Annotated in this window: 17 protein-coding genes, 1 tRNA gene and 1 pseudogene; 2 read left to right on the top strand and 17 right to left on the bottom strand. The window is 34.8% G+C overall.

Annotation, left to right across the window (positions count from 1 at the left end; translation table 11 throughout):
* The 7 genes and pseudogenes from ACKI2W_RS00105 to ACKI2W_RS00075 form a co-directional block, all read right to left on the bottom strand.
* Positions 1 to 153 (bottom strand): annotated as a pseudogene (locus ACKI2W_RS00105) (50S ribosomal protein L18e); the annotation flags it as partial.
* Between the two features lie 3 nt (positions 154 to 156).
* Complete coding sequence (locus ACKI2W_RS00100; protein WP_407378343.1) at positions 157 to 981, bottom strand: DNA-directed RNA polymerase subunit D; 825 nt, start codon at positions 979 to 981, stop codon at positions 157 to 159.
* Positions 982 to 996: 15 nt separating this feature from the next.
* On the bottom strand, positions 997 to 1,389 hold the full coding sequence (locus tag ACKI2W_RS00095) for a 30S ribosomal protein S11 (protein ID WP_069574667.1): 393 nt from the start codon (positions 1,387 to 1,389) through the stop codon (positions 997 to 999).
* 11 nt (positions 1,390 to 1,400) lie between these two features.
* Entirely contained in the window at positions 1,401 to 1,940 is a 540-nt protein-coding gene (locus tag ACKI2W_RS00090; RefSeq protein ID WP_407378341.1) for a 30S ribosomal protein S4, read from the bottom strand.
* 51 nt (positions 1,941 to 1,991) lie between these two features.
* Entirely contained in the window at positions 1,992 to 2,435 is a 444-nt protein-coding gene (locus tag ACKI2W_RS00085; protein ID WP_407378339.1) for a 30S ribosomal protein S13, read from the bottom strand.
* Between the two features lie 181 nt (positions 2,436 to 2,616).
* Positions 2,617 to 2,701 (bottom strand) — tRNA-Ser (locus ACKI2W_RS00080).
* 137 nt (positions 2,702 to 2,838) lie between these two features.
* Positions 2,839 to 3,600: a DUF4013 domain-containing protein gene (locus ACKI2W_RS00075; RefSeq protein ID WP_407378338.1), complete on the bottom strand. Its 762-nt coding sequence runs from the start codon at positions 3,598 to 3,600 to the stop codon at positions 2,839 to 2,841.
* 71 nt (positions 3,601 to 3,671) lie between these two features.
* Here ACKI2W_RS00075 and ACKI2W_RS00070 point away from each other — a divergent pair, with 71 nt between their 5' ends.
* Positions 3,672 to 4,229, top strand: a complete 558-nt coding sequence (locus ACKI2W_RS00070; protein WP_407378336.1) for a LemA family protein — start codon at positions 3,672 to 3,674, stop codon at positions 4,227 to 4,229.
* Between the two features lie 11 nt (positions 4,230 to 4,240).
* Complete coding sequence (locus tag ACKI2W_RS00065) at positions 4,241 to 6,031, top strand: DUF2207 domain-containing protein (RefSeq protein WP_407378334.1); 1,791 nt, start codon at positions 4,241 to 4,243, stop codon at positions 6,029 to 6,031.
* A gap of 63 nt (positions 6,032 to 6,094) precedes the next feature.
* On the opposite strand, the gene ACKI2W_RS00060 is transcribed toward ACKI2W_RS00065, so the two are convergent.
* The 10 genes from ACKI2W_RS00060 to rpsE form a co-directional block, all read right to left on the bottom strand.
* Positions 6,095 to 7,060 (bottom strand): RNA-guided pseudouridylation complex pseudouridine synthase subunit Cbf5, encoded by a 966-nt coding sequence (locus ACKI2W_RS00060; RefSeq protein ID WP_407378332.1) that lies wholly within the window; start codon positions 7,058 to 7,060, stop codon positions 6,095 to 6,097.
* A 65-nt stretch (positions 7,061 to 7,125) separates the two neighbouring features.
* Positions 7,126 to 7,347 carry a 50S ribosomal protein L14e gene (locus ACKI2W_RS00055; protein ID WP_058739659.1) on the bottom strand — a complete coding sequence of 74 codons (222 nt, stop codon included), beginning with the start codon at positions 7,345 to 7,347 and terminating at the stop codon, positions 7,126 to 7,128.
* On the bottom strand, positions 7,347 to 7,865 hold the full coding sequence (gene cmk / locus ACKI2W_RS00050) for a (d)CMP kinase (protein WP_407378331.1): 519 nt from the start codon (positions 7,863 to 7,865) through the stop codon (positions 7,347 to 7,349). The genes ACKI2W_RS00055 and cmk overlap by 1 nt, the downstream gene beginning before the upstream one ends.
* Positions 7,865 to 8,131, bottom strand: coding sequence for a 50S ribosomal protein L34e (locus tag ACKI2W_RS00045; RefSeq protein WP_292798868.1), 267 nt, complete (start codon positions 8,129 to 8,131; stop codon positions 7,865 to 7,867). The genes cmk and ACKI2W_RS00045 overlap by 1 nt, the downstream gene beginning before the upstream one ends.
* Before the next feature lie 118 nt (positions 8,132 to 8,249).
* The gene (locus tag ACKI2W_RS00040; RefSeq protein WP_407378329.1) at positions 8,250 to 8,840 is read right to left on the bottom strand and encodes a DUF106 domain-containing protein; all 591 of its coding nucleotides are present in this window, start codon (positions 8,838 to 8,840) and stop codon (positions 8,250 to 8,252) included.
* 9 nt (positions 8,841 to 8,849) lie between these two features.
* The gene (locus ACKI2W_RS00035; protein WP_407378327.1) at positions 8,850 to 9,407 is read right to left on the bottom strand and encodes an adenylate kinase; all 558 of its coding nucleotides are present in this window, start codon (positions 9,405 to 9,407) and stop codon (positions 8,850 to 8,852) included.
* Positions 9,408 to 9,442: 35 nt separating this feature from the next.
* The gene (gene secY, locus ACKI2W_RS00030) at positions 9,443 to 10,807 is read right to left on the bottom strand and encodes a preprotein translocase subunit SecY (RefSeq protein WP_407378325.1); all 1,365 of its coding nucleotides are present in this window, start codon (positions 10,805 to 10,807) and stop codon (positions 9,443 to 9,445) included.
* 35 nt (positions 10,808 to 10,842) lie between these two features.
* On the bottom strand, positions 10,843 to 11,280 hold the full coding sequence (locus ACKI2W_RS00025; RefSeq protein WP_292875448.1) for an uL15m family ribosomal protein: 438 nt from the start codon (positions 11,278 to 11,280) through the stop codon (positions 10,843 to 10,845).
* Positions 11,281 to 11,294: 14 nt separating this feature from the next.
* Positions 11,295 to 11,753, bottom strand: coding sequence for a 50S ribosomal protein L30 (locus ACKI2W_RS00020; RefSeq protein WP_407378323.1), 459 nt, complete (start codon positions 11,751 to 11,753; stop codon positions 11,295 to 11,297).
* Positions 11,754 to 11,765: 12 nt separating this feature from the next.
* The coding region (gene rpsE / locus ACKI2W_RS00015; RefSeq protein ID WP_407378321.1) for a 30S ribosomal protein S5 at positions 11,766 to 12,261 on the bottom strand (496 nt) is incomplete at its 5' end.

Here is a 12,261-nt window from a genome sequence, read left to right as displayed (position 1 = left end):
AGATAAGTTTACTTCTGCAGTTCTTCTATTTGACCTACTAAGTCTACTAGCAACATCTTTCCAAATAGCTGCATCTTCACTTTTTGATTGTTTATTAAGTTTATTAATAAGTTCAATAAGGTTAGGATTAGTTTTGATAATTTTCTTAACCATTATTTACTCCTCCTTCTCACTAAAACTGATAAATTTATCTGCTTTTTCACCTAATTTATCACAAGCTGTTAATAATACTTCTTTAGGAGGCATTGATCCATCAGTTTCAATTCTAAATATGAAATCATTTTCACGATATCCTACGTTAATGTAACTTTTATCAGGTGCTCCGTTTGCAGCTGCCCTGTTGATAGAAGCCCTTTCACAACTTTTACACATAGAACAGTTTTCAATATCCAGGATTTTAATCTTTTTAGACCTTTTGTCTGATTTCAAGACACCTCTAGGACATGCGTCAGCACATTCATAATCGATGTCAACATCATCATTAAAGGTGATTTCAGGATATTGTTTGTATGCACAGACTGTGGTTGGCATCCATTTAACATGGTTTTTACCGTAGCCTGCTTTTGCATAAGCTTCCACAATAAGTTCTTCATCTTCTTTAAGTTTAACAATAGGAATTGTATCGTATACTGGTTTAATTTTTGAGTCTGAAGATATTAAATCCTTAGAATAAACTACCTTAGGCCCAACTTCGTTTATACTGAATGCAATACCCTGAGGTTCATACCATCCGTCATCTTCAGGTAATAATAATCCTTCAATTGCATCTAAATCAGAAACCAAAGGAGTTAAACCAAGCCTATGAGCAAGTACCTCATTAAACATTGCAGAGTCATTTCTGATAATATTCACATCTTCAATAGCTATTTTAGGAACATTGACCATAGCGGCCCTTCTAATAGCATTTACAAAAGGTACTTCTGCATCACGAACAATGAAAACAATTTCATCATCGCTTTGACTTTTTAATTCTATCTCCATATTAAACCCTTCCACTTATACTCTTCTTCCTCTTTTACCACCAGGTCTTCCAGTACCATCGTGAGGAATTGGAGTGATATCTTCTATTTTACCAATTTTAATTCCAGCTCTTGCTAAAGCACGAATAGTAGCTTGTGCACCAGGTCCTGGACTTCTAGGTCCATTTCCACCAGGAGCTCTTACTTTAATATGTAATCCTACAAATCCTTTTTCTTTAGCATCATCAGCTATTCTGGTTGCTGCAGCCATAGCTGCGAAAGGTGAAGCCTGTTGTCTGTCTGCACGAACAACTTTTCCACCGGACCATTGAGAAATAGTTTCAGCACCAGTAATATCTGTTACAGTAATAATAGTGTTGTTGAATGATGAGTAAATATTAGCTATACCCCATTTTTCATCTTTTGCCATAATTACACCCTTTATTCTTCTGTATTAGCTTTATTATCCTTATTATTGTTGTACTCTTCAATTTGTTTTGCTACAGGTGAAGAACGATAGAATCCGATTTCATCTTCTTGACCTTTTAATACCACATAACTTGGTGAGTTGATTTTTTTACCAGCTAAAGCTATGTGTCCGTGTACAACAAACATTCTTGCTTCTTTAGGAGTACGAGCTAAACCTTTTCTGTATACAATAGTTTGTAATCTTCTTCTTAAGATATCTTCAACAGTTAAACCTAAGATATCTTCAATAGCAGCGTTTTCAGGCAAAACACCGGTTCTAGCTAAGTGTCCTAATAATTCTAATTTTTCTTCTTGCATCTGATCAGTTGAGAAACCGAGTAAGTATCTTGCTTCCCTACGATATCTTCTAACTAATGTATCGGCTTTCCAAATTTCTTTTTTGTTTTTTAAACCGTATTTAGTCATTAATTTGTTTTCATCTTTAATTCTTTCTGCGTTCCAAGGATGTGGTGGTGTATTATACTTTTTCCTTGATTTTCTTGGTTGACCCATTAAAACATCTCCTTATCTAAATAATAATTATATTAAAAATAGCGTTTATGCTTATGAACGTCTTACACCAACTGAAGCACTTTTTCTGAAAGTAGATTTGGTTCTTTGACCTCTGACAGGTAAACCAACTTCGTGTCTTCTACCTTTGTAACTTCTGGTCTTTTTCATTCTGTTCAAATCATCTCTTAAAGTCATGTCAAGATCTGATTCGATTAAGTGAATGTCATCACCAGTTTCATAATCTTCCCTACGATTTAACATCCATGATGGGATATCAAATGCTTTAGGATCTTCTATAATGCTTTCAATTTTTGCAACATCTTCATCAGCAATATAACCGATTTTAGAATTTAAATCCAAGTCTAATACACGGCATATAGTTTTAGATAAAGATAAGCCTACACCTTTAATATCAGTTAAAGCGTGCTCGATGGTTTTATTTCCATCTACATCCTTTCTAGAAATACGCACCAAATGCTTAAAATCGTCTTCCATTAAATAACCTCCATTTATAGAGCGAACCTACGAGACGTAAAATATAGATTCGAATGTTTTGAGCTTCTCAAAACACAGTTCTTTCAACAATATAAACTTAGTTAAAAAACTAAGAGTGCAAAAAAATATCAGTTTAACAATATCTTTAATTAAAAATAAAATAGTGTTAAAAACTAATAAGCGCCGAGACTGGGATTTGAACCCAGGAGGGCAAAACGCCCACGAGATTTCCAGTCTCGCGCCTTACCAGGCTAGACTATCTCGGCACAACTAGCTATAAAAAAATACTTGCACACATATTACAACAGTAATATGATATAATAATATATTATAATCAAAGTATATAAAGGTATTGTTTAAAATAGAATTTCGATGAAAAATTCAGATTATTTAAAAAAATAAACTAAATATCATATATTGCATTCGTATATAGAAGTCCCATAGCTCTTGATTGAAAAACAAAAACATATGACTGAATAGCAAAATATACTGCAATAGCAATTACCAATCCTGGAGACGTTTCAACCAATTCGAAAATTCCCAAAGAAAGCAACAATCCCGCAGATGAGATTATTCCAACAACAATATAAACCAGAATCATATAAACAAAAATCTTTCCAAAGCCTATCTTTTTCAAATCATTGAATGATTCTCTAATTTCTAAAGACTCGTTAAATCCAAAGTATGCCAATCTGCATATTGACATGAAAATCAGCCATATAACCAGCAGAAGAGCAATTAATAAGATTATATAAACAATTATTGCCAAAACAAAGCCTACAATTTCTCCGCTGCGAAGAAGAAGGATAAATGATAACAGCCCTATGAAATAAAGAACGCCAATAATTACTGAAAATACCAATGACAAAACAAGCAATCTCAATGAATCCTTAATATTTTTTCGGGGATTGAACCTTGGAATATGATCTTTCAATTCACAGGAAATGCGAATAATATCCACCTGATAGCCTGAAAGGTACAAAAATGTTATGGAAAATGCCAAATAGGAAATGACTCTAAATGCACCGTTATAAAATGGAGCAGATATAATTCCTGCTGACAGAATTATTCCCAACAGTGCATATACTGCTGAAATCATCAAAAACTGCTCTTTATCCCCAAATGGATATTTAAATGCATCAGCAACTATTTCCTTTAAATCCATCATTACACCTTGAATTGATATGTAAAAATATTTTACTAATAATAGTATATAAATATTAATTAGGTGATATAATGAGTTGGATTTTACTCATAGTAGTAATTTTAGTTATTGTTTTTATAATAGTAACAATCGTACATATGTATAATCAACTAGTAAATTTACGTAATCGCGTTAAAAACAGCTTTGCACAGATAGATGTTCAACTTAAAAGAAGAAATGACCTTATACCTAATCTGGTGGAAACCGTGAAAGGTTATGCTGGCCATGAAAAAGGTGTTCTTGAAGAGGTTACAAAAGCTCGTGGAAATGTAATGAATGCAAATGGTGTAAAAGAAACAAGCCAAGCGGACAATCAACTGACCGGTGCTTTAAAGACACTGTTTGCAGTAGCTGAAAATTATCCTGATTTGAAAGCTAACAGTAACTTCCAACAGTTGCAGTCAGAACTGAGCGATACAGAAAATAAAATCTCTTATTCAAGACAATTTTATAACGATACTGTTTTGATGTATAACAACAAATGCCAACAGTTCCCATCAAACATGCTTGCCAAATTGTTTGGTTTTAAAGAAGAAGAATTCTTTGAAGCAGAGGAAGCATCACGTGAGGTTCCTAGAGTAGAATTTTAAGGTGAAAACCTATGAATTTTAAAAAGATAGCTGTGCTGATAGTATTATCGCTGGTATTACTATCCACAGTGAATACTATTTATGCAGACGATGATCGGGAGTATAATATCATTGATGCATTGATTGACCTAGCCATTGATGAAAATGGACTTTTACATGTGAATGAAAGTTATACTTATTCTTTTGACGGTACATTTAACGGAGTTTACAGAGACATTCCCCTGAAAGATGGGGAAAGCATTGAAAATCTGGAGGTTTACATTGACGGCGCCTATGGCGAATATGAAGTCATAGACCAGAACGGACAGACCAGAATTAAGGTTTACTTATGGGCAGATAAGGCTCATAACTACAAGATTCACGACCAGGAAGTGACCGTGAGCTATTCCTATGACATGAAAAATGTTGTAACATTGTATAATGACATCGGATCTCTTCAATACAAGTTATGGGGTGAAAACTGGGAGTGTGAAGTACTGAAACTGACTTCCAATGTTAAATTACCTGGAGATAACGGCAATCAATACTACCTGAACCCAGAGTACTATAACTTAAGCGATTCGATGAATGGAGATACAATACATGTGGAAACAAAAGAGATTCCGTCAGGGGAATTCTATGAGCTGCAGGTACTGATGCCTTTGGATGACTTTTCAAATGCGACTTATGCAAAACATGTTAATGTGGACGGTAAGGAACAGATAATGCAAAAACAGGCCGAATATAAAGGCGGTGTAAGTTTCTGGGGTAACCTATTTAACGCATTGTCAGCAATTTGCTTTATTTCCCCATTATCATTAGTTTACATTTACCTCAAACATGGAAGAGAACCTAAAGTAAACTACGAAGGAATATATGAAAGGGAACTTCCAACTGATGACCCTCCGGCTGTTGTCAATGCGATGATTAACAACAGAGATAATATCGGAAAGCCAGATATGAAAGGATTTGAAGCAACGATAATGGATCTGATTGACAGAAAAGTATTCAAAATACATGTTGAGGAATCCGAGCACACACAAGACCTGATTCTGGAATTTGATGATTCCAAATACGATGAATTGTCACCAGATGAGAAAAAGGCTTATGGACTATTGAAAACTTTTGGAGATGGAGACATATTGAATGTTTCCAGATTATCATCAAAACTGAACAATGAAACGAACGGTAAGCTATTTGTTGAAAAGCTTGATGACTGGAAAAATACTGTATATGATACACATATTGGTGATGACAGACTTAAAGAATACTTTAACAATAATGGAGACGTATTAAGCAAATGCTTTACAGTGGGAGGCATAGTCATTGCAGTGATATTGTTCCTGATATCACTTTTCTCAAAGCACCCTGCAGCATCACTTGCAACAATTGCGGCAGTATTTTTAGGCGTGATTTCCTTTGCATTGATATTCCTTCCGGAAGATATTTTTGGACAATGGACTCCTAAAGGTCGTCTCTACTATCTCAAATGGAAAAACTTTAAGAAGTTTTTATCAGACAACAGTTTAATTAAAGAACACCCTCCGGAATCAATAGTTATTTGGAACAAGTACCTTGTTTATGGAACTGCTCTTGGAGTAGCTGACAAGGTTTACGAATCCATGAAACTCAATGAACCTAGAGTGCATGATGATGACTATTATTACGGCAGTGATTTATACATGTTCCATTCATATGCCGGATTATCCATGCTGAATAGTGCATTCAACGATGGAGTGTCCGCAGCAAATCCTTCATCAGACGGTGGTGGATTTGGTGGCGTCGGAGGCGGTTCCGGCGGAGGCGGTGGAGGAGCTTTCTAGCTTCCCATCTAAAACACCACATTTTATTTTTTTAATCAAAAAACAAAATAATTATAAAAAAAGCTATTTCCAAAGTCTTGGATAAATATCAGGTTTCATGAAGACTTTTGATGTGTTGACTACAAATCCTCCTTCAGCTTCCAGGATTTCATCGGCAAAAAACAGTGCATTTCCTGCACCGACAAGTTCACCCTTAAGGGTTTCAATAGCTACAAGGTCACCTTTTTTAATGTCATCTGACAATAGGGAAATTCCTCCGCTTGCCAAATCAGCACCATGACAGATTGCATCGACTGCAGAATCTTTAATTACAACTTTCGGCAGATAATCCGCAACTCTCTCCATAGGCATTATTGCTTCACGCAAGAATGATTCATCCTCATCTTCAATCCAGAAATGATATGCGTCGGTTACATCCTGTAAAGTGACCTGATTTTCACGTTCGCGAAATGATCCGACCTGAGTTCTTCTAAGTTCCGCCATGTGAGCTCCTACGCCTAAAGCTTCACCAATGTTGTGGCAGTATGTTCTGACATAGGTTCCCGCTTCACAGCCTATTCTGAATAAAACGTCACGACCTTTAATTTCATAGATAGTTGAATAGTAAACATTACGGGTTCTTAATTCACGCTTTACGGCAGATTTGACAGGAGGCAATTGGAAAATCTTTCCTGTGAACTCTTCAAAAACACGGCGAATTTCGCTTTCTTCAACATCCGCATGAAATGTCAATAAACAGACATATTCCTTTGGAGCAGTCAGCAGCAGTTGTATCGCACGGGTTGCATCAGCCAAACCTACAGGCAATACACCAGTAACCTTAGGATCAAGTGTTCCGCCATGACCTGCCTTATCCAGTTTCAAAATACGTTTTATCCAGGAGTCCACTTCATGAGATGTAGGTCCTGAGGGTTTATCTAAATTAATTACGCCTTTTGTAATATATTCTTCAATAGGTCTTTCTTCAGGTTTACAACCATATTCAGGATTTGTAAAAGCTTTAGATTTTGTAATTAAATTAGTTTTCATGAATTAAACCTTAAAAAAATAGTATAAAAAATAGTAAAAAATAATGAATAAATAAATTATTCATCTTATAAATCAGCTAAAGCTGCTTTGATAGAGTCAGCGTCGCCAGAAACATCGATAGTTTCTTCGGTTGGTTCTAAGTGAGCAATGTTACATCTTCTGTTTTTAACAGCTTCTCCGATAACTTCCACATAGTTTTCGTCGATGATTTCAACGATTGCACATTTTTCTCCAGCTTCTCTTCCAGCAGTTTTAACACATACTCTTCCTACTTCAATTGATGCCATTATATCACCTTTAATGTTGTTAAAATGATTTCTGATACTTTTTCGGGATCGAATGTACCAGTATTAATAATCAAATCATAGATATCCATATTTTTAATATCGATACCATGAATATCTTTATATCTTAAAGCTTCACTTTCTTCACGAGTAATAATTTCTTCGCGTGCTAAATCTATAGATTTTGATTCCCTTTCAGCTATTCTTTGAGAACGGACATCGAAAGGAGTAACTAACCAAAGTTTTAAATCAGCTTCAACAAAATAAGCAGATAACCTGCCTTCAACTATTAAATTATCTGCAGATTTAGCCAGTTCAGCTTGTCGTTTATCAATCTCTTTATCGATTTCATCATTACCTTCAGCAAATTCACTAAATTCCAAAACAGACATGCCCCTTTCAGAAGCCATTTGCCTAAAAACAAATCCTGCAGAGATATATGGAATATCCAGCTTTTCACTAAGCAATTCCGCAGTAGTTGTTGTTCCAGTTCCAGCCAATCCGCCGAGAGTAATTATCATTATTGTCTAGCCTCTTGTTTGAAATGTTTACGCATACATTTAGTACATAAGTACCCACCGTATGGACGGCTAGGCCTTTTGCTAGTTTTTGAAAGTTTACCGATTTCATATGGACGTCCACGAGGAACTCCATGCAATACTGCACCACATTCAGCACAAACATGCTTAGATGGTTTTTTCTTTTTGTATCTTAAAACATTTTCTCCACCAGGAGTGTTTTTTCTCATTCTTTTATATGATCTTGATCTAAACCTATTTGCAGGCATTTAATCACCTTGATTAATTTAATAAAAAATTTAATAATTGTGTAATAGCGTATTCAAAATAGAATACTACAATATATCTATTTCATCATTAATAAATATATAAGATTTAAGGGTTAAATTAGAACCCTTGTTTAAATCCTAAGAATTTTCTTAATATTTGGCTCATACCAAAAGTACAAATCATATACCATAATAACCAGCCAATTCCATAAGGAATCGTAGCTTTTCCTCCATACAGAAATTGACCAATGAAATGCCAAAATGGAGTTAAAGTAAGCCAATATGCAGGAGCAGGTAAAATTAAAACCAAATCATGAATAGCAGATGTCCTCATCCAGAAGAAAATCAAAATAATCGGAACAAAAGTTACGAACATCGGTTTGAATGAATCCATCATCATTTCATTTTGATCTTTTAACATCTCAGTTTGCTCAGCCTGAAGCTTGGCAATTTCTTTTCCATCCCCTCTTTGTTGAGCTTCCCTGAACTTTTTCTGAAACTCTTTTGACTTTTGCTGTCTTTCATTGAGTTTATCCTGATCGACCAAATACTTATTAGCAATAGTCGTGATTAATGAAACAATGAAAGCAATTACCAGTACGGTTAAAGCAGGATTATGTGGATTTGGATCCATTGCTAAAATTGGATTGAATATAGTATTCAAAACATTAAGGATACCGTCACTAATCATACTAAAAATATCAGCCATTGTACTCACCTATTTTAAAACATCAACTAATTTGGATACAGTTTTTTCCAAATGATTGTCATGATTTGCAATGATTTTAACTGTAGCACCAGTTAATGTTGCATATGCCATAGAAGCAGCTCTATTCATTTCCTGATGTAATTGAATATCACTTGCTTTTTCCACATCCCTTGAACGAGTATCATCATTCATTCTTCTATAAATAATCTCGTCAGGATTAGCTTCAACCATGACAAATAAATCAGGTTGTAATTGTTCTAAAACCCAAATTGGAAGTCCTGGTAAAAATCCGGAAGGAGTACTAATAGTACAATGTGTATCCACAATGACATTAGCTTCAGCAGATTTTTCATTAATTCTTTTAGCTGCTTTAGCTTGAATGTCCTTTTGAGTTTCAGCAGGTAATTTTCTTAAATCATCCCTATCTTCAACAAGTTTTTCTTCAATTGCAAGTTCAGTCATTATGTCACCGTAATTTAAGTGCACATAATCTACTTCTTCAAGAGCTTTGTTGAGAAGAGTAGTACTGCCTGAACCTGGAATTCCTGTTAATACAACTAATTTCAATTTAACCCCTCATTTTTAAAAATATATGGAGAAGATTAATCTCCTCCTAAGAACCTTCTGAGTAGTGGATTTGAAGACATTAATTGTTCTTCAGCCATTTCTTCGTAAAGCTTGTGTATAATACCAACAGTAAGCAATACACCAGTACCTCCACCTAAAGCACCGGTTAAATCTGCAAAGAATGCAATTAAACCTACATACAAACCACTTAAAATGGTAAGAGCAGGAATATATTTCCTTAAAATCTTATATAATTGACGTTTACTACTTCTGAAACCAGGTATTTGAATACCTGAATTATAAAGTTGTTCGGAGATTTTCTTAGCATTTAATCCACTGATTTCTACCCATAAGTATGAGAACAGTACACAACATGCCAAGAAGAATATTGCATATACAATAATATGTACCGGTTCCGTTACAAACATTCCAATATTATTTGGAGTTGACAATAACCATGCAATACCGCTTACGGCCTTACCGTTTTGGATTTCACCTAAAATAGGGAATCCTATTTTTTGGAAAACGTTTGCTAAAAGTGAAACGTTAACAAGAAGTGCACTGGTTAAAATAACCGGCATGTTACTTGCATAAACGAATTTTAAAGGATATTTGCCGACTGATCCTCTGATTCTTCCGTGACCTCTGACTGAACCATGTGAAATTGGAATTTCAACACGGATAGATTCACCATATACAACAACCAGGAATACACAGATAGTTGCAATTAACGGAATCAGTAATGAGAAATCTGCAGAACCTAAAGCAATGGATTGGATAAATCCTGGAATAGCTCCGGTAAGTAAACCTTCTGCGTTTGGCAAGAAGTTAAATGTTCCTACAATAATTGCCTGACATACACCTGCTGCAATGAACAGACCAATACCTGAACCGAATCCCCATTTGGAAACAACTTCATCCAAGTAAATTACTAAAACTGCACCAATTACAAGTTGAAGGAATAACACACCGAGATAAGAATTATCAATAGGTACTAAATTTCCAGTTAATACTAAAACAGCCGCTTCAAATATTGTAAACAAAATAGATAAAAGCTTTTGTGTAGCCTGAAAGTGTGATTTATCCTTATGTGAAGAAAGATCCAAATCCAAAAGATTGGAACCAACTAACAATTGCAATACAATAGATGCAGTAACAATAGGACCAATTCCTAAAGTAAGAATTGAACCAAAACTTCCAGCCATAACTGCCCTTAATGCCGCGAAACTATCTACAGCACCAGCACTTAATCCATATAAGGGTATTTCAGTTAAGAAATAGTATAATACCAAAATAAGAGCAGTCCATTTAAGTTTTTCTCTAAAATCTTCATTGTGAACAGGAGATTTTACCTCAGGTAAAAACTTAAACAATGGCTCTAAAATTTCGAGTGATGACATTTTATTCCTCTACATAATAATTAAAAATGGAAAAACTATAATTCTATAGCTTCTCCTCCAACTTCTTCAATTTTTTCTATAGCAGATGCGGAAAATTTAGGTGCTGAAATTTTGAAAGTTTTAGTGATTTTTCCTTTAGCTAAAACTTTGTCATAACCTAATTCAGTAACATCAATTACAATAGCGTCACCATCTTTGGATGCTTTACCGCTAGCAATTAAATCATCTGCTTTTTCTTCTAAGTAACTTAAGTTAACAGAATTAACTTTTTTAATCATTTTTTGAGGTCTTTTGAAACCGTGTTTACCGAAATGATCAGGATCGTGAATTACGGTCCATGTCCAATGTTGTTTTCCAGCTCCAGCTTTACCTTTTCCACCTTTGTTACCTGCACCTCTACGTTTTTTAGTACAGCCTCCTCCGTTGGATCTAGAACCTCTAAGTTTGTTAATTTTACGTTTTGTTCTAATCATAATAAACACCTTATCTAAAGCATTCTTTTTGCAAGATCTTTAATTTCTTCGCCCCTGTAACCTAAAGATCCACCTTCGTTAATGGATAAACGGATATTTTCGTATCCTTTTCTAGGAGGGTGTAAACGGAATACAGGTTTAATACCCACATCAGCTAATTTAACTTCTGAATTAATTAAAGCTTCAGCTAATTCTGCAATATTACTGTAATCAGAATTTTCAGCTACGAATTCATCAGTAACTTTGTTATTACCTTCGATTTTACCTCTTTTAGCAATGATATCAGCTAAAAGTTCAGCGTCAATTTCACCCCAGGTAATGTAATCCTTAGACTTTTGAAGCATACCTTCAAAACTAGGATTTTCTTCAACTAATACTGCGTGGTTGATTCTGTTAAGTCTTAACATATGTAAAGTGTCAGCAACTTTTTGAATGACACCAGTAGTTCCTCTAACTCTAATAACTAAAAACATAATCATCACCAATTAATAGTTAACTCCCATTTTCTTGAGGTCTTCTTTACTTGCTTTAACTTCACTTAAAGTTTTTAATGCATCGAATACAGCGTTAGCAAAGTTAACAGTAGTTTGGGTTTGACCGAAAGATTGAGACCATACATCGTGAATACCGGCAAGTTTTAAGATGGTTTTACCAACATCACCAATTACTAAACCTACTCCTGCAGGTGCAGGCATTAAGTTTACACTTACACTACTGGTTTTACCCTGTACTTTGAAAGGTACGGTGTGTTCTCTTCCACAAACACAACCCCAATCACCACAGCCTCTTCTTACTTTTATAATATTATATTTAGCATTATCAACTGCTTTTCTGATTGCAGGACCAACTTCTTTAGCTTTACCTTGGCCTAATCCAACGTAACCATCTTTGTTACCTACAGCAACAATTACTCTGAAATTAACTTTTCTACCAGATTTATGCATCCTTTGAACTAAGTTAACATCCATTACTTCTTCTTCT

Origin of the sequence: Methanobrevibacter sp. (genome assembly GCF_045603845.1) — an archaeon.
Taxonomy (GTDB): domain Archaea; phylum Methanobacteriota; class Methanobacteria; order Methanobacteriales; family Methanobacteriaceae; genus Methanocatella.
The sequence above is the reverse complement of the archived record's forward strand: the minus strand, read 5'-3'. Positions and strand labels throughout refer to the sequence as shown.